Annotated in this window: 17 protein-coding genes; 14 read left to right on the top strand and 3 right to left on the bottom strand. The window is 37.7% G+C overall.

Annotation, left to right across the window (positions count from 1 at the left end; genetic code table 11):
* The first annotated feature begins 189 nt into the window (after window positions 1-189).
* The 5 genes from LGQ02_RS04605 to pdaA all read left to right on the top strand — a co-directional run bounded on the left by LGQ02_RS04605 (window position 190) and on the right by pdaA (window position 5,639).
* On the top strand, window positions 190-1,026 hold the full coding sequence (locus LGQ02_RS04605) for a hypothetical protein (protein ID WP_226517055.1): 837 nt from the start codon (window positions 190-192) through the stop codon (window positions 1,024-1,026).
* A 270-nt stretch (window positions 1,027-1,296) separates the two neighbouring features.
* On the top strand, window positions 1,297-1,935 hold the full coding sequence (locus tag LGQ02_RS04610; protein WP_226517056.1) for a histidine phosphatase family protein: 639 nt from the start codon (window positions 1,297-1,299) through the stop codon (window positions 1,933-1,935).
* A gap of 197 nt (window positions 1,936-2,132) precedes the next feature.
* Window positions 2,133-2,489 (top strand): group I truncated hemoglobin, encoded by a 357-nt coding sequence (locus LGQ02_RS04615; protein ID WP_226517057.1) that lies wholly within the window; start codon window positions 2,133-2,135, stop codon window positions 2,487-2,489.
* A gap of 321 nt (window positions 2,490-2,810) precedes the next feature.
* Entirely contained in the window at window positions 2,811-4,346 is a 1,536-nt protein-coding gene (locus LGQ02_RS04620) for a fumarate hydratase (protein WP_226517058.1), read from the top strand.
* A gap of 480 nt (window positions 4,347-4,826) precedes the next feature.
* Window positions 4,827-5,639, top strand: a complete 813-nt coding sequence (pdaA, locus tag LGQ02_RS04625; RefSeq protein ID WP_404802381.1) for a delta-lactam-biosynthetic de-N-acetylase — start codon at window positions 4,827-4,829, stop codon at window positions 5,637-5,639.
* Window positions 5,640-5,694: 55 nt separating this feature from the next.
* Here the strand turns inward: pdaA and LGQ02_RS04630 are convergent, their stop codons facing one another.
* The gene (locus LGQ02_RS04630) at window positions 5,695-6,060 is read right to left on the bottom strand and encodes a GAF domain-containing protein (RefSeq protein ID WP_226517059.1); all 366 of its coding nucleotides are present in this window, start codon (window positions 6,058-6,060) and stop codon (window positions 5,695-5,697) included.
* A 165-nt stretch (window positions 6,061-6,225) separates the two neighbouring features.
* Between LGQ02_RS04630 and LGQ02_RS04635 the strand changes: the two genes are divergently transcribed.
* From LGQ02_RS04635 to LGQ02_RS04660, 6 genes are all read left to right on the top strand, one after another.
* On the top strand, window positions 6,226-7,098 hold the full coding sequence (locus LGQ02_RS04635) for a DNA-3-methyladenine glycosylase family protein (protein WP_226517060.1): 873 nt from the start codon (window positions 6,226-6,228) through the stop codon (window positions 7,096-7,098).
* 37 nt (window positions 7,099-7,135) lie between these two features.
* Window positions 7,136-8,530, top strand: a complete 1,395-nt coding sequence (gene rlmD, locus LGQ02_RS04640) for a 23S rRNA (uracil(1939)-C(5))-methyltransferase RlmD (RefSeq protein WP_226518221.1) — start codon at window positions 7,136-7,138, stop codon at window positions 8,528-8,530.
* Between the two features lie 120 nt (window positions 8,531-8,650).
* Window positions 8,651-10,315: a ribonuclease J1 gene (gene rnjA / locus LGQ02_RS04645; RefSeq protein ID WP_226517061.1), complete on the top strand. Its 1,665-nt coding sequence runs from the start codon at window positions 8,651-8,653 to the stop codon at window positions 10,313-10,315.
* 224 nt (window positions 10,316-10,539) lie between these two features.
* A complete protein-coding gene (locus tag LGQ02_RS04650; protein ID WP_226517062.1) occupies window positions 10,540-11,262 on the top strand; it encodes a VCBS repeat-containing protein in 723 nt (240 codons plus the stop codon).
* Between the two features lie 911 nt (window positions 11,263-12,173).
* Window positions 12,174-13,343 carry a D-alanyl-D-alanine carboxypeptidase family protein gene (locus LGQ02_RS04655; RefSeq protein ID WP_226517063.1) on the top strand — a complete coding sequence of 390 codons (1,170 nt, stop codon included), beginning with the start codon at window positions 12,174-12,176 and terminating at the stop codon, window positions 13,341-13,343.
* Window positions 13,344-13,510: 167 nt separating this feature from the next.
* Window positions 13,511-13,861, top strand: a complete 351-nt coding sequence (locus LGQ02_RS04660) for a hypothetical protein (protein WP_226517064.1) — start codon at window positions 13,511-13,513, stop codon at window positions 13,859-13,861.
* Window positions 13,862-13,920: 59 nt separating this feature from the next.
* Here the strand turns inward: LGQ02_RS04660 and LGQ02_RS04665 are convergent, their stop codons facing one another.
* Window positions 13,921-14,859, bottom strand: coding sequence for an acetamidase/formamidase family protein (locus tag LGQ02_RS04665; RefSeq protein WP_226517065.1), 939 nt, complete (start codon window positions 14,857-14,859; stop codon window positions 13,921-13,923).
* A gap of 699 nt (window positions 14,860-15,558) precedes the next feature.
* Window positions 15,559-17,013, bottom strand: a complete 1,455-nt coding sequence (locus tag LGQ02_RS04670; protein ID WP_226517066.1) for an NADP-dependent isocitrate dehydrogenase — start codon at window positions 17,011-17,013, stop codon at window positions 15,559-15,561.
* A gap of 301 nt (window positions 17,014-17,314) precedes the next feature.
* Between LGQ02_RS04670 and LGQ02_RS04675 the strand changes: the two genes are divergently transcribed.
* The 3 genes from LGQ02_RS04675 (at window position 17,315) to LGQ02_RS04685 (ending at window position 22,019) form a co-directional block, all read left to right on the top strand.
* Entirely contained in the window at window positions 17,315-18,193 is an 879-nt protein-coding gene (locus LGQ02_RS04675; protein WP_226517067.1) for a sensor domain-containing diguanylate cyclase, read from the top strand.
* A 220-nt stretch (window positions 18,194-18,413) separates the two neighbouring features.
* Window positions 18,414-19,280 carry a VOC family protein gene (locus LGQ02_RS04680; RefSeq protein ID WP_226517068.1) on the top strand — a complete coding sequence of 289 codons (867 nt, stop codon included), beginning with the start codon at window positions 18,414-18,416 and terminating at the stop codon, window positions 19,278-19,280.
* Between the two features lie 624 nt (window positions 19,281-19,904).
* Window positions 19,905-22,019: a bifunctional 2',3'-cyclic-nucleotide 2'-phosphodiesterase/3'-nucleotidase gene (locus LGQ02_RS04685; protein WP_226517069.1), complete on the top strand. Its 2,115-nt coding sequence runs from the start codon at window positions 19,905-19,907 to the stop codon at window positions 22,017-22,019.
* The last annotated feature ends 2 nt before the right edge of the window (window positions 22,020-22,021 follow it).

Raw genomic sequence — 22,021 nt, forward strand, 5'->3', positions numbered from 1 at the left:
GAAAAAAAGCTTTTTGATATTTTCCCATAATTTTTCACATTTTTATTTAGAGGCACGAAACATTGGTGCGACAATGTTTTTGTTATCTTAGAATAGTTAGTAAAATTCAGAGAACTTAACTGTGCTTAATTTTCTGTTAAAAAATTGTTATAATCCAATAGGATCAAAATTTAAGGGGGATCTTATATTATGAAAGTATTATCAAAGTCTTTAGCCTTAGGTGCTTTATCTTTAGCCCTTGTTGCATGTGGTGCTACTGAAGAAGAAACAGAACAAACTGGTGCTCCACAAGAAGATGAAACAGAAGAAGTATCCGAAGAACTAGAAGACGAAGATACAACTGAAGAAGCAACAGAAGAGGAAGAGTCAGAAGAACTAGAAGCTGGTATGCCTTTTACAGTCTTAGAGTCTTCTGAAGATGAATTGCGTGTGGAAGTGGATGGAGAAGAAATCGTTCATGATGCTTCTATTTATACAACAACGTTTGGAAAAGAAGTGAAAAAACTTGAAGGAATGGAATTTGAATATACAGAACAAGGTCAGCCAGTTGCATATGCAGTATTTGAAGAAGGTCATTTCTTACAAGATGTTTACTTTGAAGTAGAAGAAAATTTGATTTTAGACGGTGATGACGTTATCACTCGTGATGTTGACGTAGAGAACGAAATGAACATGGAAGAGCGAATGATTGCTAACCGTGGTCATGTAGAAAATGCAGAATTCCATCTTCTTGATGAGTCTGTACCATTCCATTTTTATGCTGAAGTAGAAGGGGATGCAAGCCGTCCTGGTCACTTCCCGGAAAACATTGATGGCGATGACTACCGTCAATACTCTTTCTATGAAATCACAGAAAATGGTCGTTACATTGTGACGATTCAAGTTCCTGCAGATGTAGATGCAGAAGTAGAAGCAACAGCGATCGCTTTAGCACTTTCTTATCAATCTGATGAAGAAATATCAGCTGACGAACTTGAAGAAGTTGAAGGTGAAGAAGAAACTGAAGACGAAGAAGACGAAGAATAAGTCAGTTTAAGGGATAACTCATTTGAGTTATCTCTTTTATTTTTTCTACCAGTATTAATAAAATAATGGTCGATAGTATAATAGTAACTAAGCCTTACTTACACAGGATGTGGTGGCTTAGTGATTGATCACAGTACGTGATCGACTATATCCGAAGTTCCTCATTAGAACTTGGCGACAAGTCAAGTTTTGTTTATGAAAAGATGATACATAGCGGTATATGTTATTTTATATGATGTGAAAAGAATAGATAAAAGGGGGGAGAGAAAATTGAAATTATATTTAATAAGGCATGGCCAATCTGAAGCGAATAAAAAGGGGATTATTCAAGGGCATGCAAATTTTCCGTTGACGACGTTAGGAAAAAAACAAGCAGTTTTTGTAGGGCATTTCTTTTCAGACGTCCATTTAGATGCGATTTATTCAAGTGATTTAGACAGAGCTTACGAAACAGCGAAAGGGATAGAATACCATCACCCATTATCAATCCGAAGTTGGGATCAATTAAGGGAGGTTGGGCTTGGACCGCTAGAAGGAAAGTCCCGCGATCAAGTAAAAGAAGAATTTCCTCAAATAAGCACTCATTCACTCTTATTATCAGGAGTAGAAGGTAGTGAAACCCAAGAGGAGATTACCAAACGATGTCGTTATGTACTTGACCAACTATATGCAGCTCATCAAAACAATACCGTAGCACTCGTCTCTCATGGTGGTTTTCTCAGTATTTTACTTATGTATATGATTGCAGGAGAAAGTTGGCACAAGCTTACGCGACCCTTTATTATTGGAAATACTGGCATTAGTCATATAGAATATGATGAAAACGAACAAGTGAAGTTCCACTATATCAATCGAACGAGTCACTTAGAAAAAGGAGAAAGTCTTCAATCATCAACAGTACTATACTAATTAATGGAAAAAACATCCAGGTGCCTGGCACCTGGATGTTTTTTCCATTAGGTGATTTTGTCTTTTTATAAATATTTTTTTAAATGTAGCATATTGTGACAGATATCACTGTGATATAAAAATGGAGGTTTACGATATAAACATCGTGGAAATGCGGATAATAAGAAGTGAAAACGATTAAAGGAGAGAGAATACATATGGCAACTTTGTATGAAAGGCTAGGCGGAAAAGAAGCGATTGAAACGGCAGTAGACATGTTTTACAAGAAAGTACTTGAAGATGAGACAGTAAACTCATTTTTTACAGAAACGGATATGGAAAAGCAACGTGATCACCAAACGAAATTTTTAACATTTGCTTTAGGCGGACCTAACCAATATAGTGGTACGAGCATGGAAAAAGCTCACGAAGGAATGAACATTCAGCCTGAGCACTTCAAAGCAATCGCAACACATTTAGAAAACACATTAAGAGAACTAGACGTTCAAGACGAAGACATTCAGCAAGTGATGGAAAAAATTGCAGGTCTTGCGCCGAGCATTCTTAATAAATAGGCGCTGTAAAGTTCATTGTTGATAAAAAGTGTTATTTTACAATTCTTTCCTTTATATGGAGCGAAGATGGCGACTCACAGCGACTAGCTTTGACTTCCCGAGTTAGCTCTGAGTTGTTTTTAGCAATAAATAAAAGAACGGAAGAAACGAGTTCATTGTTTAAACTCGTTTCTTTTTGTTTTTCAAGCGTTATGATACATTTGAAAAAGATCAAAAATGGAACTAATTGATTTTTCAAAACGATTCAAAAAATCACGACAAATGCAAGGTTTTTCATAGTATAATAGGTATCAAATGATAGAAAAAGGAGTTAGATGTGTCGTGGAAAACTTTCAACAAAGCATGTATGAACTAGTTGTCGAAACATCAACAAACTTACCTCACGATGTCCGACGAGCGATTAAAGTAGCGAAAGAGCGTGAAAACGAAGGAACGACAGCAGCATTATCATTATCAACAATTACACAAAACATCGATATGGCTGATGAACATGTATTACCAATTTGCCAAGATACAGGGATGCTCACATTTGAAATTAAAGTACCAGTTGGGGCAAATCAAATTAAAATGAAAGAAGCGATCCATAACGCAATCAAGCAAGCGACAACAGATGGAAAGCTCCGTCCGAACTCCGTAGATTCTCTCACCGGTGAAAATAGCGGTGACAACATCGGTCCTGGAACACCGATCATCCATTTTGAACAATGGGAAAAAGATTACATAGATGCACGCTTAATTATTAAAGGTGGTGGCTGTGAAAATAAAAATATTCAGTACAGTTTGCCAATGGAGGTTGAAGGTCTAGGTCGTGCTGGACGTGACCTTGACGGAATTCGCAAATGTATCCTTCACTCCGTATACCAAGCACAAGGTCAAGGCTGTAGTGCAGGATTTATCGGCGTAGGAATTGGTGGAGACCGTATTTCAAGCTACGAGCTAGCGAAAAAACAGTTACTTCGTGACGTAAATGATGTAAATGATAACGAAAAACTCGCTCAGCTTGAAGATTACATTTTAGAAAAAGCGAATACACTTGGTATAGGTACGATGGGATTCGGTGGAGAAGCGACACTTTTAGGATGTAAAGTTGGCTCAATGAACCGTCTTCCAGCAAGCTTCTTTGTATCTGTCGCTTATAACTGCTGGGCGTTCCGTCGCTTAGGTGTGAAGCTTAATGCAGAAACAGGTACAATCGATAGCTGGTTATATAAAGACGGCGAGAAAATCTCTTTTGCAAATGATGATAAAGAGAAGCAAGAGAAAAAAGAAGAAAAACGTGAAGTTGTTCTTGAAGCCCCAATTACAGAAGAACAAATTCGTGAACTGAAAGTTGGCGACGTCGTCATTATCAATGGTGACCTTCATACTGGGCGTGACGCGATCCACCACCACTTAATGGATAATGACGCACCAATTGATTTAGACGGACAAGTCATTTACCACTGTGGTCCTGTTATGCTTAAGGATAAAGAAGGCGAGTGGCACGTGAAAGCTGCTGGACCAACGACAAGTATTCGTGAAGAACCTTATCAAGGTGATATCATGAAAAAGTTCGGTATTAGAGCTGTCATCGGTAAAGGTGGAATGGGACCAAAAACATTGAAGGCACTCGAAGAACATGGCGGTGTTTACTTAAATGCGATCGGTGGTGCTGCTCAATATTACGCTGATTGTATCAAAAAAGTAGACGGTGTTGACTTAATGGAGTTTGGTATTCCAGAAGCAATGTGGCACTTAAAAGTAGAAGGCTTTGCTGCGATTGTCACAATGGATTCACACGGAAACAGCTTACATGAAGACGTAGATAAATCGTCATTTGAACGACTAGCACAACATAAAGAAAAAGTATTTGCTTAAAAAAATGTTGAAGGTACGCTTAGCATAAAGCTTTGCGTACTTTTTTTGTATAAGAGCCCAGCATTGAATCTGATCCACGACTAAATTGAAATCATTTTAACTAACGGATAAATGTGATTTTTCACGGATAAATCGAAAAAGTCGCGGACAAAGCCAAAAAGTTACGGACAAAGCCAAAAAGTTACGGACAAAGCCAAAAAGTTACGGACAAAGTCAAAAAGTTACGGACAAAGCCAAAAAGTTACGGACAAAGCCAAAAAGTTACGGACAAAGTCAAAAAGTTACGGACAAAGCCAAAAAGTTACGGACAAAGCCAAAAAGTTACGGACAAAGCCAAAAAGTCGCGGACAAACCCAAAAACTGACCGGTCAAATACTTTCATTCTTATAAATATCTTTTCATCATAGAACATGAATGAATTTCTCGATTTGTAAAAAACTATCTTATATTAACCGAGAAAAGAGAAGGGGTGCGTGTAACTTGAGGAAACTTGCCTTATGTTTCATGATAGCTATAATATGTTTTACAACGATACCATCTGAAACCTTCGCATTAAGTAATAAATCATATAATTGGAACTTCAAACCGGCAAAAAATAATGAACCAGCTACAACCGAACCAGAGTATGAAGAACTACTGGATAAGTACGGAGGATTTTACATAGGAGATACGTCCGAAAAAGAACTGTATTTAACGTTTGATAATGGTTATGAAAATGGATATACCATTAAAGTGTTAGACGTACTAAAGGAGAAGGAAGTTCCGGCGGCTTTTTTCGTAACCGGACATTACCTTGATAAAGAACGGGATTTAATTGAACGTATGGTTGATGAAGGGCATACAATCGGAAATCACTCTTATCATCATCCTAGTCTCCCTAAGGTATCTGACGAACGTATAGAGCGAGAGATAATGAGTTTACAGTCATTGTACGAAGAAATTACAGGTAAAGACGATATGAGATATTTAAGACCTCCACAAGGCACGTTTAGTGAACGAACGCTCGCGAAAACAGCAGAATTAGGCTATATCAATGTATTTTGGTCATTTGCGTATATGGATTGGGAAGTCAACAAACAAAAGGGCTGGAAATACGCTTATGACTCCATTATGAAACGTGTACATCCAGGCGCTGTTTTATTACTTCATTCTGTTTCAAGTGATAATGCGGATGCCTTACCGAAAGTGATCGATGATCTAAGAGAACAAGGTTATGAATTCAAGAGCTTAGATGACCTCGTAATGAAAAAAGAACTGGACTCTTATATCGAAAAACAAGAGTGGAAAGAATGACAAAAAAATGGAGTGTCACTCAACATGACTGAGTGACACTCCATTTTCATAAATTTTAGTTCGCTAAGCTTGTTTCTCCGATAGCCTGTGCTAATGTTTCAAGCGTAGAAAGGTCAGTCACGTCAAAAGCAATTGCTTCTTTTGTACGAACAATTAATACGCCTAGCTGCTTATCTTCAGCAGCTTTTATTGGGAACTTTAACTCTCCATTTGCTTCCCAACGAAAATCATCTTCTTCATTGGATGCAGCCATCAATTTTACGCTTGACTCATCCTCATAAAAATAAATTCCAGCCCAATCAATATAAGGGACCTTTTCATGTAAAGTAGTCACAGTCTTTTGTAAGATATCTGTTAAACTCTTCTTTTTATACACATCAGCCATAATGTGTATCGATGCAACGTCTGTAGCAAATGACAAAACATATCTCTCCCTTTAAAAGTGTCTGTTCATAATTTCTTTATTGAACCGGCACATCATATTCACATCGTCTATTTTAACAAAGGATCATACAGAAGAGGGCTACCAAGTTAAGGAAAGTCCTTATTTATGTTATGATGAGATACGAAGAAAGGCGGTGTATGTATGGATCGACTCATTCAAGTGTCTGGACCTTACAATTTTAACCAAGCATTAATTCGGCTTGCATTAGACCCGTTACACGTTATTGACCGTGAAACACAGCAAATAAAGGTCCCAATTTATTTGAAAGGTAAACCAATTGTTGTAACAGTCACAAGCGTAGGGACATTTGAAAAGCCAAGTTTTCGAATTGAAGTGAAAGAAATGGTTGATGAACAAGAAGTCATTCAACGACTAAATGAACTGTTTCATTGGGATATACCGCTTGAAAAAATCTATAAATTTTATCAAAATACAGAAATCGCTCCATTATTTAAGCAGTTTCGCGGCACACCGTTTGTTTGTGACTTTCAATTATACGGTTGCTTGATGAAAACAATTATACACCAGCAGTTAAATATGACATTTGCTTTTCGCTTGACGGAGCGTTTTGTGAAGACGTTTGGAGAAGAAAAAGAAGGTGTGTGGTTTTACCCATCACCAGAGAAAGTGAGTCAATTGACTGTCGAACAATTACGAGACTTACAATTTAGTGGTCGTAAAGCAGAATATGTCATAGATACGTCTAAGCTTATTGCAGACGGAGATTTGAATTTAGAAGAATTAAAGAAACAGCCAGACGAAGAAGTAATCCGCAAACTTGTTAAAATTCGGGGAATCGGAAAGTGGACGGCAGAAAACTTTTTAATGTTCGGTCTTGGTAGACTTGATTTATTTCCGGCACAAGATATTGGTATTCAAAATGCGTGGAAAAAGTTTTATAACTTAGAGAAAAAGCCGACATTAGAAGAGATGGCTCATAAATCAGTGAAATGGAAGCCGTACCGTACATATGCTTCACTTTACTTATGGGAAAGTATTGAAGCAGCAGACTAAGCTTGAGGTGAACAATGTGAAAAACGACAAGCGGCAGATGAAAAAGCCGACAAAAATTAGCAAAGTAAAAATGCATAAAGGACAGCAATTTCCTTTAACGATTAAACGAATGGGGATCGATGGAGAAGGTGTCGGATTTTATAAACGAAATGTCGTTTTCGTCCCCGGTGCGATTCCAGGAGAAGTGATCGTCTGTGAAGTGACGAAAGTGCATGAAAAGTTTGCAACAGGGAAAATCGTTAAGGTTCGAACGCCCTCTCCAGACCGTGTAGAGGCACCTTGTCCTGTTTATTACGAGTGTGGTGGTTGCCAGTTGCAACATATGTCTTATGAAGCCCAGCTTCGCGAGAAAAAAGATGTTGTTAGTCAAGCATTTGAGCGATACACGAAAATTGATTTAGATAAGGTTTCCTTTAAAGATACGATTGGAATGGACGAGCCTTGGCGCTACCGTAACAAAAGTCAAATGCAAGTAGGCGAGCGGGACGGAAAAGTGATTGCAGGACTTTATAGCGCAAACAGTCACAAGCTGATTGATGTACCCGGTTGTATCGTCCAACATCCAAAAACAGACGAAGTAACACAAGTGGTTAAAAAACTAGTCGAAGATCTTCGCATCCCTGTATACAATGAACGAAATCAAGAAGGTGTCATTCGTACAATTGTTACTCGCATTGGATTTGAGACAGGGGAATTTCAAGTTGTATTAGTAACCGCACAAGAATCAATTCCAAAACGAGATTTACTTATTGAACGTATAAAGGAAGAACTTCCTGGTGTGACATCGATTGTTCAAAACGTAAATGATAAGAAAACGTCACTGATTTTTGGAGACAAGACTGAAGTTTTATACGGAAAAGAGAAAATTGAAGAAAAGCTCGGTGATTTATCGTTCGATTTATCACCAAGAGCATTTTTTCAATTGAATCCGATTCAAACGAAAAAACTGTATGACGCAGCAAAAGAAGCAGCAGAGTTAACGGGCAAAGAAAAAGTTGTTGATGCGTATTGTGGCGTCGGAACAATTGGCTTATGGCTTTCTGATGGGGCGGCAGAGTTACGCGGAATGGACGTCATTGAGGATTCCATCAAAGATGCAAAGAAAAATGCGAAAAACCATGGATACGATGATGCGGTTTATGTTACAGGTAAAGCGGAAACATGGTTACCAAAGTGGGAAAAAGTCGGTTGGAAACCAGACGTCGTTGTTGTTGACCCACCTCGTACGGGCCTTGATCGATCCTTAATCGAAACATTGCTTCGCACAAAACCGAAACGCATCGTCTATGTTTCATGCAACCCATCAACCCTTGCGAAAAACGTCAACGACTTAACGAACGGTGGCTACAAATTAACATCTTTGCAGCCTGTTGATATGTTTCCTCAGACAGGGCAGGTAGAAGTAGTTTCGCAGCTTGTACGTCGTAAATAAACAATATAGTCGCTGATTTATCTTTAAAATATTTTTTGGAATGGAACCGCCTTTAATATAGCGATAATAAAGGTTACTACCGGCAGTATAGTGAGAAAATGAAATTGGAGAGTATAATTTATGAATACAAAAAATCATCAAGTATCCGTATATGCCCTTGGGGGAATGGGGGAAATCGGAAAAAATATGTACGCTGTACAATTCCAGGATGAGATTATTATTATTGATTCCGGATTGAAATTTCCCGAAGATGAGTTATTGGGTGTAGATATAGTAATCCCCGATTATACGTATTTAGAACAAAATGTTGATAAGATTAAAGGACTTTTTGTCACTCATGGACACTTGGATCATATTGGTGGAATTCCGTATTTACTACGTGCAGTGAATATTCCTATTTACGGTGGAAAATTAGCATTAGGATTGATCCGTAATCAGCTAGAGGAACACGGTTTACTACGAGAAGCAGTGTTGGAAGAAATTAACGAAGATATGGTCGTGAAATTTAACAAAACATCCGTTTCATTTTTTAGAACGACACACAGTATCCCGGACTCCTACGGTATTGTTGTAAAAACACCACCTGGAAACATCGTCCATACTGGTGACTTTAAATTTGACTTTACGCCTGTTGGAGAGCCCGCAAACTTATCGAAAATGGCTCGAATTGGAGAGGAAGGGGTACTTTGCTTACTTTCAGATAGTACAAATAGTGAAATGCCCGGAATCACAATGTCTGAACGAAAAGTAGGGGAAAGCATTGACCAGATTTTCCGTTCTGTCGAAGGTAGGATTATTTTTGCAACGTTTGCATCAAATATTTACCGCCTCCAGCAAGCTGTAGAAGCAGCGGTTAAATACGGCAGAAAAGTCGCTGTTTTTGGCCGAAGTATGGACAACTCTATAAATATGGCCCTAGAGCTTGGTTACATAAAAGCACCGAAAGATACATTTATAGATGCAGCACAAATGAACAAGATTTCAAGTGACAAAGTCGTTATTTTATGTACTGGAAGTCAAGGGGAACCAATGGCGGCTCTATCCCGAATAGCCCATGGAAGTCATCGTCAAATCCAAATTATTCCAGGAGATACAGTTGTGTTTTCGGCTACACCAATCCCGGGGAATACGATAAGCGTAAATAAAATTATTGATCAGCTGTACCGTGTTGGAGCAGATGTTATCCACGGACGACTAAATGACATTCATACCTCAGGTCATGGTGGACAAGAAGAACAAAAACTTATGCTCCGTCTGATTAATCCAAAGTATTTCTTACCGATTCACGGGGAATATCGAATGTTAAAACAACATGCTAAATTAGCGAAAGATTGTGGCGTTTTAGAGGAAAACTGCTTCCTGATGGATAATGGTCAAGTGTTAGCTATGGATAAAAAAGAAGCTGTGATTGCGGGCCGCATCCCATCAGGCACTTTAAATGTTGATGGGAGCGGTATTGGTGATATAGGCAACATAGTTATAAGAGATCGGCGGATTCTATCAGAGGAAGGACTTGTCGTCGTTGTCGTTACTCTTAATATGAAGGAATATAAGGTAATGGCAGGACCTGATATTATCTCTCGCGGATTCGTCTATATGCGTGAATCTGGAGATTTAATTAAAGAAGCCCAAGAGAAGCTTTCTATTCACCTAGATGAGTTAATGGAAGGGAAAATAACACAGTGGTCTGAAATTAAAAATGAAATTTCAGGACTTCTTGGTCCATTTTTATATGAAAAAACAAAGCGTAAGCCAATGATTCTCCCTATTATTATGGAAGTATAAATACGTAAAAAAAGAGGATGACTCACAGTGGAAAGAACTATGAATCATCCTCTTCTTTAGGCTAAAGTAAATTTAGATTGCCTTACTTTGTAATTTATCTTTTGATTGGCTTCTTTGAAAAAATGGTACCGTCTTTTTTCTAAAGAGAAATTAATAAGAGATTAACGTGTGGATAGTTAGGCGCATACCATAGTACATAAAGGCAAATTCAGAGGAGGCCTTATATGTACAATTTTCATACAAATATGGGATATCTAGGGGTTGTTGCATTTGTACAAGGCGATATAAATGGTGACCTAGTACCTGATAATGTTTACGTGACAGGGTTTAAAACGTCGGATGTTTCAATTATTCGAAACATTACCATAGTTATACAGGATGGAATGACAGGTCGTTTTTATAGCATTCCGCTTAAGGAAAATATGGGATATGATCCTGCGTTGTTTTTAGGTGATTTCACAGGTGATGGGATAAATGATATTTTCATTAGCATACCGACAGGTGGTAGTGGCGGAACAACCTATAACTATATTTATTCTTTTGTGAATAATGTACCGCGTTTATTGTTTGATTCTAATGTGTTTAACCAGGAGTATCAATATGAGGTTAATTATATGGATGATTACAAGGTTGAGGTTATGAGCAAAAAAAATAACAAAAAATACATCATTGATTTATCATTACGTGGTCCTGATTATTTAAATGAAATTTATGATGAAAGTGGGAAATTAAAGAGTCCAATCAGTGGCTGGGTAGATCCAATTAGTGGCTTATATCCAATAGGTTATAGTTCGAGAGACCCAGTAAATTTGCTGATAGCCTATCAGCAAATTGCGGGAAGATTCCATGCTGATATTGTAGGCACTGTTCAAAATAGATTAAAGTGGAATGGTAATCGATTTATTTTGGACTATCAGGAAGTAGGTATCTATGGTATAGAGCTATAAAAGTTCTCTGATCGCGGAGGTTAATGACCCTAAAAGCAATAAAATTTATACGAACGTAAAAAGATACGATACGAATTGATAAGCGAAGGCTTTATAAAGGTAAGTTATCGATCAAAGAAAACAATATAAATTTTTGCTTACTATTTAAGATTCTAATACATTCATAAAACAACACGCATGGCTTTCAAAGAGAAATGCCATGCGTTTTTTTATCCTTAGTAGAATATCCCCATCCTAAACCATCTTATTACATTGACGGGTAGTCATGTTTAGATTAATATTGCTTGAGTGTAGGAATGCAATCATTTAGTTATAGAAGCAAACCCAACTGATAATTTTTACAATCTGAATCATCATTCCGTTTTTTGTGCAATGAAACGATGACACTATAAATTTATCATTAAGTGTACGTTTTATTTTTACTATCAGAATTTATAAATTTATGGTCGATAGTATAACGGCAACTAAGGCTTTCGCCATTAAAAATAGGCGAAAAGCCAAGTTTTGTTTAGAAGTGATCGTAACGAAAGGCGGCGACTCCCAGAGGATCAGCGACGAGCAATACTTCTTCGAACTGCTTCGAGCTGCGACGAGTAACCGCAGGAGCACTGTTTATCTGCGACGAGTAACCGCAGGAGCACTCTTTACCTGCGACGAGCAAGCGTCCGTCTGAAGTGGAGGTCACGCTCATTATTCGGAATTTGACATCATATTTTGAGTTCTGAAATTTATTCTCTATAAATCAACGAAATGTTGAAACATATGACGATTTCTTTCGTCTAATTGAAGGATACGTTTTTTAATACATAAGCTATTTTTGTCATTAAATATTGGGAATCTAATAATCTGGATTAATTTTGCTAGGAAACTTGTCATTCGTAAAAATTCAGACAACAATGGAGGATATAGATATGCGACGACTTTATTTAATCATGGCAACATTATTTTTATTCCTTGTAGTTGCCATTATCGGTTATAGTACTAATTTTTCTTCTGTTTCTATACTGACAGACTCCAATATTGAGGAAGAGAAGCAAAATAACGGACAAGAAGAAGATAGTGGTTATGACTCTTCTAAAGAAGAGGAAACACAGGATCAAAATGAAATAGAGGATACGCGGGATATAGAAGAGCGAAGTGAATCAGAAGAACAAAGTGAAAAAGAGCAGACAGACAAAATTCAGGATGAGCACCCTTCTTTGCCAGACGGTTCGTTTACAATTGGATCCCAAGGGGAAGGTGTAAGTGATTTACAAGGTGCCCTACGGCAAATAGGTTACGATGTTCCAGATGATGGCGTTTATCAAACAGAAACAGCGAAAGCCATTTATCATTTTCAACAAGCCCATGATGAATTGGGGAATGATGGATTATACGGTCCAAATACTCGCTCTATGTTGGAAGAGCGTCTAGCTTCAGGTGAAAAAATGGAAACAGAAAACTTTTTAAAACTAGAATTGCCTAATCAAGATCCGGGCAATCAGTTTCCTCCAAGAGGAGAATTAGTTAAAGACCCTGATGATATCCTAGTCCTTGTTAATAAAGAAAATCATTTGCCAGCTGGTTACACGCCATTTGATCTTATGGAACCAGATGTACCGTTTCCATTTGATGAAGACCTTCCTCAAAAGTTGATGCGAGCGGAAGCAGCTGAAGCATTGGAATTATTATTTGAGGCAACTGAAAAAGAGGGGCTACACTTGTTTGCTCAATCAGGATATCGTTCATATAATCGGCAAAGAGAAATCTTCACTTGGAATGCAAATGAACGTGGAGAAGAACAAGCAAATCAGTATAGTGCACGAGCAGGAGAAAGTGAACACCAAACAGGGTTAGCGATGGATGTTACGACACATGAGGTTAATTTTCGACTTACTACAGATTTTGCAGACACTGCGGAGGGACAATGGATCGCTGAAAATGCTGCAAACTATGGGTTTATTATTCGTTATCCGAAAGGAAAAGAACACATTACTGGCTATCAGTATGAACCTTGGCACCTTCGGTATGTTGGTAAAGAAGTTGCTAAAGAGATCATGGAGAATAATTTGACGTTAGAGGAATACCTAGAAGACCATTAATTTTCTATCTATATGTAAAGACCCTATTGTGAGACTTATAGTAGGGTCTTTTTTTTAGCCTTTACTTAATTCCACTTTGCGTTGTGAAAAAAATACCATTTTTTAGCATGGATTATGCACAGATACCTATGTCATGAATAAGATGTGGGTGAATAGGGAGGGGATATATGATGCAACACCAAAATGGGCATCACATGCAGCAACATGGAGCAATGGACCCTGCTGCTCACCAGCAACAAATGCATGATGTATGTGTGAGGTTCCAGCTCCATCTCGTGCAATTTGAAACAACGGATGGGCAAGTGTTTGACGGAATTATTGATAGTGTCGATCAAGAAGGAGTAAACATGCTCGTTCCTACAGGGGATATGGAACGTGAAGGGGAAAGTGAGCGTCAGTTCTACGGGCCTGGTTATACTCCATATGGTTATGGTTTTCCAAGAAGGTTCCGTCGCTTTAGACGCCACCGCTTTCCATTTTTTGGCCTAAGAAGATTGTTTTTCCCATTCTTCTATTAATGTACTAGAAAAGGACTATCCGACGGGATGGTCCTTTTCACGTTATAAATGTTAAATGGTTATCGAATCGCCCCATGAGGTAATACAGCATGCACGCCTTTTACCCCATTAACAACTTGTGTAATTCTTAGATCAACAGCAACGCTAGCCAGTGCTGTTGCTTCATTTTTTTCGACATGATAAAACGATTGGATTAACTTAACCATTTCATTTAATGCTGTTGCAGTCGCTTCGTTTAAATCCTCATCGAAGCCGAATGTAACCCATCCTGAAGGAGTGTTTGCAATTGGCATCGTAAGTTCTATATCTTCACGAACAGTTAAAGTAATGTCAACAAAATCCATTGGACATTCAATTGCCGTACCAGATACTTCACCGTCACCTTGCACAGCATGACCATCACCGATCGAGAATAATGCTCCTTCAACGGAAATTGGTAAATAGAGAGTACTACCTTTGACAAGTTCTTTACAGTCAATATTCCCACCACAATAACGAGGTGGCGGTGTGCTATGTACGCCTGGTTCCTCAGGTGCTGTTGCTAGTAATCCCATAAAAGGTTGAAGCCCAACATGAAATGTCTTGCTACCGATTTCACATGAGCCTGTCATTGTCTGAGAATTAAGTTCCCAATCTAATTGAACTTTTGCTGATTCCGTAATTTCAAGTTTTTCATTTTGCCAATTTTTAATACCACCACCCCAGTTACGTCCATACCACCCGGGAACAATATCGTTTAAGCGAACTTCTAAAACTTGACCAGGCTTTGCTTCACGAATCGCGATAGGACCAATGATAGGATGTCCTGGCTTTTCTTCTTTTTCCCTTGATGAAAAAATTGTTCTTTCTTCACCTTTAGAAGGGGAGTAGCCCCATTGAATATCAGGTGTTTTTAATTGAACCGAATCTCCAGAATTGATGGTAAGAACTGGTTCGTAATCGTTACTAAAAGAACCATGTACATGCTTGGGATCAATAGATAATAGTTTATGTATCACTGTTTTCACTCCTAAACCTCTAAAATATCTTTTATATTGGATCAGTTAAATTATATTACCTATTCTTTTTTATCGCACCTGTGTCTTTTAAAAGCAGTGGACAAAAGCGAATGATCATTACCAAACTTATTTGTAGGGTAGATCTCCATACGATTTATTTTCGCATCATGACAAATGAAAATAGGTTAACTTTATTATTATAGTAAGTTTGGAAGTATGTTGCGAGGACTGTCTCTTCCTCTACAAGCATATTCTTTAAGTGTATCCGTCCACCTGACAAAACGCCACGTCCTGTGGCATGCCCGGCATTAGGACGTCCTGCCCGTCGAGACAACTCGCAGCTTATTCGACGAAGTCACCCTGGTTCCAACGGGAAAAGCAAAGCCCGTTGATCCAACATGACGACAGTCATGTTTAGCTGAGGTATTGCCCGTGGAAAGCGAAGCAACAAACAATGCTTCGTCGAACCACTGAGAGCTGCGCCGACGCATCCAGCTACGTAGCAAAAGCTAGTAGAGGAAGAAGCAACAAACACTGCTTCGTCGAACCACTGAGAGCTGCGCCGACGCATCCAGCTACGTAGCAAAAGCTAGTAGAGGAAGAAGCAACATGTGCTTCAAAACAATAAATTATTCAGAGTAACTTTTAAATTTTAAAAGAACCTAGCTGATGGAGACCCATAAGCTAGGTTTTATACTATTATTGACCTTGTGCTAGAGAGTATCCTAGCTTGTCATTAAATTTATATAAGTTTTCAGTTTTAATGAAGTCAAGACCTGCTTTTTCGATTCGGCTTAATAAGTTTAAGATATCAATGTTTGTCACTTCACCTGTACCTTCAAAGCGGCAACGCCAATGGTCAGTTGTGAACGTTTCTGGGAACCCGCTTGGATAAACTTTTACACCACGGTTTGTAATGACAGCTAGCTTGAAATCTGGCCCTGCTAATTCTTCTAGCTTTTGACCAATTTCATTTGACGTTAGCTCATTATTAAATAAGAATACATCTACTCCGTCTAATTGGCGAACAACGTCAGCTTTTGGGCGGTCTTTCACTTGTGGAGACAGCTTGTGATCGTTTTCATCATTTTGTTCATTCTTTTTATATTCAACTGGTGTAAATGTTTCTGGCTTTTGCCCAAGACGTTCAATGACAGCTTCAGCAAATTCCATCGTTCCGACAGATGGTGCTCCTTTAGCAATGTCACCAGTATATACTCCATCTTCTAGTGTTTTTAACCACGCATTGTGTATGCGTTCTGCAACTTCTGGTTGATCAATGTGTACTAACATTTGAATTGCGCCTTGGATAAGTCCCGAAGGATTTGCAATTCCTTTTCCAGCAATATCTGGTGCACTACCGTGGATTGCTTCGAACATTGCACATTGATCGCCGATGTTTGCCGAGCCAGCTAACCCAACACTTCCAGTTATTTGTGAAGCGACGTCAGAGGCAATATCTCCGTATAGGTTTGGCATCACAATGACATCAAAGTCTTGTGGTGTATCAGCAATCTTTGCAATTCCAATATCAATAATCCAATGCTCAGTTTCGATTTCAGGGTACTCTTCAGCGATTTCATTAAATACTTGATGGAAAAGGCCATCTGTTAACTTCATAATGTTATCTTTTGAGAAGCACGTTACTTTTTTACGATTATTTTTGCGAGCATACTCAAACGCATAACGAACGATTTTTTCAGTTCCTGGACGTGTAATTAACTTTAAACATTGAACAACTTCTGGTGTTTGTTGGTGTTCAATACCAGCGTATAAATCTTCTTCATTTTCACGAATGATGACAAGATCCATATCAGGGTGTTTCGATTTAATAAGTGGTGTATATGAAACACTCGGTCTTACGTTTGCATATAACCCTAACGTTTTACGAATCGTTACGTTTAAGCTTTTATAACCGCCACCTTGTGGGGTCGTAATCGGTGCTTTAAAGAATACTTTGGTGCGTCGAAGGGATTCCCAAGCTTCATCTGTAATCCCAGAACTATGCCCAGAAAGGTACATCTTTTCACCTATATCAATAAATTCTGGCTCAATTTTTGCACCAGCATGTTCTAACACTTTTAGAGTGGCATCCATAATTTCAGGGCCAATTCCATCTCCTCTAGCAACTGTAATCGCGCGTCTGTCTGTCATAATCCGTATCCTCCCTTTCATTGTTCACATAAATCATTATTTTTCTATAACAAAATGTTGCAACGCTTTCATTATAACTTAATCACTTCTTTATAGGAATAACTATAAGGCTGATATTTCCGATTTTTCATACTTTTATCTTTTGAAAAAGTAAATTTCAGGGGGAAGAGGAATTGTGTAATGCTTAAAGATAAAAAATGTAAATTGGTTAGGAATGGGAAAATTAATGGTACAGCAGCGGTAAGAGAGTGTATACGAATTTCTAGGTTTAGGAAAGTTAAGGATTGAGGAGGAAAACTTAATGGGAGATATCAATGAAACGATTTTAAACTCTATACGAGATCAAATCTGCTTAATAGATAAAAATGGGGAGATTATTTTTGTCAATGAACAATGGAATCAATCAGTTATAAAAAATCGCGGTGATCTATGTTCATGTGGATTAGGCGCGAACTACATACATGCTAGTCGCGATAATACAGAAGTACATAAAGGTCTTATCTCACTTATGAACGATAAAATTGATGTCTTTACTCACGAGTATGACTGTCATATAGGGAATGTTAAAAAGTGGTTTCTGATGAAAGCTACAAAATTAAAAAGGAATGATGAGGGGATCGAAGGCGCGGTTATTTGTCATGTGAATATAACGAAGCAAAAGTTATTTGAAAGGCAGTTAAAAAAATATGCCGATACTGACCCGTTAACATCTCTTTATAACCGAAGATTTTTTGAAGAAAAATTACAAGAATGTGCAAGGCAGTTGCATGTAGATGATAATCCTGTAGCGATTATTTATATGGATATTGATAACTTTAAAGATATCAATGATGCCTTTGGACATGCAGCAGGTGATAATGTGTTAAAAGAATTGTCCTTTCTTTTGTTAGAGGTGACAAAAGAAGATGACATTTGTGCTCGTTGGGGTGGGGATGAATTTGCCCTTCTGTTATTAGATGCAAATAAGAATGACCTAACCGTTACCGCTAAGCGAATTCTTCAACATGTTCAAAGGTTAAAAGTTCCAGTCGATTCAACAACCATCAATGTCTATGTATCGATTGGTGGCGGATTTTTTTCAGAGAGTATGAAAGTAGATGAGATGTTGGAAAAAGTAGATGTAGCTTTATATGAAGCTAAGGATAAAGGAAAAAACCAAATATGTATTCGTAAAGAATAATAAAACGACAACCTACGAATTAGGATGGAACCGATAAAGCTGACTTATTTGTTATTATAGTCAGTTTTTTTAGTAAGAATGAAGATATAAACAGATTATTTGACGTACGATATGGATTAAAACTAAAATTACTTACATAAAGTAAATGGGTTACAATTTGTAACTATAAAAACAAATGGTTTCAAACGATGTCACTAAGTCCATTTAAAAGGGGGAGCCAATGAATTTTCACAAGCAGCCACATATTTTCGTCAGTCAAGTTCACTTAAAAGTCCAAGATTTAGAAAGGTCAATCACATTTTACAAGGAAATGATCGGTTTTCAAGTGTTGTCGCAAGAAGAGAGAAAAGCAAAGTTAACGGCAGATGGAAAAAATGTTTTATTATATATTGAACAGCCAGACGATGTTGTACCAAAACAACAGCGGAGTACTGGATTGTACCACTTTGCTCTTCTTCTCCCTAAACGTTCTGATTTAGCTCTTGTCGTAAAACATTTATCAGAAAAAAATTATCCAATTGGTTCTTCGGACCATCTAGTCAGTGAAGCAATCTACTTATCAGATCCGGACGGAAATGGCATTGAAATATATGTCGACCGCTCACCTGAGACGTGGGAGTGGAAGGATAACGAAGTGAAGATGACCGTTGATCCGTTGAATTTATCGAAGCTTCTTAATGAAATTGAGGAAGGTGATACGTGGGAAGGACTGCCTTCTGAAACTTTGATCGGCCATATTCATTTACATGTAGCTGAACTTCCAGATACAGAAGCCTTTTACCGAGAATTAGGATTTGATGTTGTGTGCCGGTTTGGCAAGCAGGCGTTGTTTATGTCTACTGGAGGATATCATCATCATATAGGATTAAACACATGGGCAGGAGTTGGAGCATCAGCACCTGCAGAAAAAAATGTTGGTATGAAACAGTTCACATTAGATTATCCAAACTATGAAAAACGAGAAATAATTATGAACAATCTCAAGAAAATTGGGGCTCCTCTAATTGAGGAAAACGGTTCAATAAAGACGAAAGATCCTTCTGGTAACCTAATTGAATTATACGTGAATGATGCGTTTACTAAATAATCGTGATTGGTTATGGATGATATATCCTGTTTAATAAATAGGAAAAATGTCCCTTGTATAGTGGAGGGATATTTTTATGAAATAATATAATCGGTTTTTCTTAAACACATTTGACCTTTTCAATCAAATGTGTTTTTAGTTTTCCGAAAAAACATAGTATATGGCTAGGAAGTTAAAAAAGTAGGAAAGAACACTAATGTATTATTAAGAAAGGCAAGCTTTTACTTAAGGTCTATTATTAAGGACCTCTGTAAATATTACCAAATGAACTATGAGAAAAGTATGTTATAATTTATAGGCATTACTATTAATCAATCACTCTAATCTAGAAAAAAAGCTATTTTTATAAAGCTTTTTAGTGCACTTAGTATTATGATCTAGTAAATATTAATTAAATTTTAAAAAAAGTGTTTACGAATATTAGAAAATCTATTATGATTTGTAAGCACAGACATCAAATGTCTGACATCTAACGATTGAGTGAAAAATCGGAATATTTTTTTGTCCAATGATGAAATCGTTTACAAATTTAGTGTGTGTTAATTATTCGTATTTGTGTATAATCTTTTAATTACAAAGTTTTAACACCACTAATGATATTATATTTTTTTAAGGAGAGATTTGATGTATAAGAAGCTTTCAATCGTTTCGTTTGCTGTATTGCTAGTGGCTGGTGCGTTGTTTGGTAACAACATATTAACAAACAATGTACAAGCTGATGACGAATCGGAACATGATTTAACGGTTATGGCAACAACTGAGATTCACGCTCATTTAATGCCATACGATTATTACCGTGACATGCCTGATGAGTCAATCGGGTTAGTGAAAACATATTCACTAGTAAAAGACATTCGTGAAAACTATGGGAATACGATGTTGTTTGACACAGGAGACATTTTTCAAGGGGCAATTTTAGGAGAGTTTGTTGCTACAATTGAGCCTTTAGAAGAAAACGAAACAAATCCAATAATCGCAGCGATGAACTTAATGGACTACGATGCTGTTAATATTGGTAACCATGAGTTTGATTTCGGATTGGATTTCATGCACCGTTCATTCCAAGATGCAGAATTCCCAATTATCAATGCGAACGTATACGCAGTAGATGAAGATGGAAATGCAACAGAAAACTATTTTGATCCATACGTAATTTTAGAGCAAGAAGTTGACGATAAAACTGTTAACGTTGGTGTTTTAGGTCTTACACCACCAGGGATTATGACTTGGCATGCAGACAAACTACCAGGTGAAGTAACTACTAAGCCGGTCATTGACACGATTGAAAAGTTTCTTCCACAAATGAAAGAAGACGGAGCAGACCTTATTTTCATCAATATTCATGGTGGTAAGCGTCTTGAAGATGGAGCAGACGCGGAAATCAATGATGAAGGTGAACACTCTTTATACTTCTTTGCGGAACAGTTCCAAGATGAAATTGATGCGATTTTATTCGGACACGAGCAAAGTGTGTTCCCAGGAGATTCTAAATATGATGGTGTTGACGGGATAGACAACGAGAACGGTCTAATTCACGGAATACCTTCTGTTATGGCTGGTTTTGCTGGAGATCACTTAGGAGTTGTTGACTTAAAGCTTTCTCATAGTAATGGAAACTGGGAAGTAATTGAAGGTAGTGCACGTAATATTCCAGTAGAAGAGGATACTGAAGCAGCTCCAGAGCTTGTCGAAGTAGTCCAAGATCGTCATGACCAAACGATTGAATATGTACGTAGTTCAATTGGTGTAACGGAAGTGCCAATTAACCACTTCTTCTCACGCGTAATGGATACAACTGCAACTGATTTAATTAATAGAGCACAAATCTGGAAAGCTGAAGAGCTTCTTGAGCATACAGAATACAATGAACTTCCTATTATTGCTTCTGCTGCGCCATTTAGGGCTGGTAGAACAACACCAAATGAGTATACAGATATTTCAGAAGGTGCTGTATCTGTAAATGATATTGCTGACTTATATATGTATCCAAACATTTTCTACGTTGTTAAGTTAGACGGAGAACAAATTATTGATGTGCTTGAGCACTCAGCACTTAACTTTAACCAAATTGATCCTGAATCATCAGAAGAACAAGAATTAGTTTCAGGTATTGAGCCATTTAACTTTGATGTGATTAAAGGTATTGAGTATGAAATTGATGTAACACAGCCAGAAGGAAGCCGTATCGTAAATGCTACTTTTGAAGGCGAGCCACTCTCTTCTGATATGGAGTTTGCGCTTGTTACAAATAATTACCGTGCAAACGGTGGTGGGGACTTCCCTCATCTTGACGGATCGAATACGATCTTACGTACTGATGATACAAACCGTGAAGCATTAATTGAATATGTAACACAAATTGGAACGATCACTGATAGTGAGCCAAACTGGGCGATCAAACCAGTTGAAACTGCAGGTCCAGTAATCTTCAAATCTTCACCATCAGGTGCTGAGTACATTGGTACACATGATTTAACTACTGTCACTTATGTTGAAGAAAGAGATGGCTGGGGAGTTTATTCTTATAACTTTGAGAATATCTTAGCTGCTGGTGAAGAAGAAGCAACAGAAGCTGAGGAAGCAGAAGAGTCTACAGAAGAAGAGATTAGTTCTGAGACGGATGTAGCAGAAGATGAAGATGAAAGCAATTCTGCATTACCAATTGTCTTATTCTTAATTGCTGCAGTTGCTGTAGTTGGATTCATTGTTATGAATAAAAAGAAATCTGCTGCAAAATAAGC

This window comes from Bacillus shivajii, from assembly GCF_020519665.1.
GTDB classification, from domain to species: Bacteria; Bacillota; Bacilli; order Bacillales; family Salisediminibacteriaceae; genus Bacillus_CA; species Bacillus_CA shivajii.

Excerpts from the sequence above, each read along its gene's own strand:
- LGQ02_RS04605 (WP_226517055.1), top strand. The coding sequence starts at position 190 with ATGAAAGTATTATCAAAGTCTTTAGCCTTAGGTGCTTTATCTTTAGCC.
- LGQ02_RS04615 (WP_226517057.1), top strand. The coding sequence starts at position 2,133 with ATGGCAACTTTGTATGAAAGGCTAGGCGGAAAAGAAGCGATTGAAACG.
- LGQ02_RS04635 (WP_226517060.1), top strand. The coding sequence starts at position 6,226 with ATGGATCGACTCATTCAAGTGTCTGGACCTTACAATTTTAACCAAGCA.
- rlmD (WP_226518221.1), top strand. The coding sequence starts at position 7,136 with ATGAAAAAGCCGACAAAAATTAGCAAAGTAAAAATGCATAAAGGACAG.
- rnjA (WP_226517061.1), top strand. The coding sequence starts at position 8,651 with ATGAATACAAAAAATCATCAAGTATCCGTATATGCCCTTGGGGGAATG.
- LGQ02_RS04650 (WP_226517062.1), top strand. The coding sequence starts at position 10,540 with ATGTACAATTTTCATACAAATATGGGATATCTAGGGGTTGTTGCATTT.
- LGQ02_RS04655 (WP_226517063.1), top strand. The coding sequence starts at position 12,174 with ATGCGACGACTTTATTTAATCATGGCAACATTATTTTTATTCCTTGTA.
- LGQ02_RS04660 (WP_226517064.1), top strand. The coding sequence starts at position 13,511 with ATGATGCAACACCAAAATGGGCATCACATGCAGCAACATGGAGCAATG.
- LGQ02_RS04670 (WP_226517066.1), bottom strand. The coding sequence starts at position 17,013 with ATGACAGACAGACGCGCGATTACAGTTGCTAGAGGAGATGGAATTGGC.
- LGQ02_RS04675 (WP_226517067.1), top strand. The coding sequence starts at position 17,315 with ATGGGAGATATCAATGAAACGATTTTAAACTCTATACGAGATCAAATC.
- LGQ02_RS04680 (WP_226517068.1), top strand. The coding sequence starts at position 18,414 with ATGAATTTTCACAAGCAGCCACATATTTTCGTCAGTCAAGTTCACTTA.
- LGQ02_RS04685 (WP_226517069.1), top strand. The coding sequence starts at position 19,905 with ATGTATAAGAAGCTTTCAATCGTTTCGTTTGCTGTATTGCTAGTGGCT.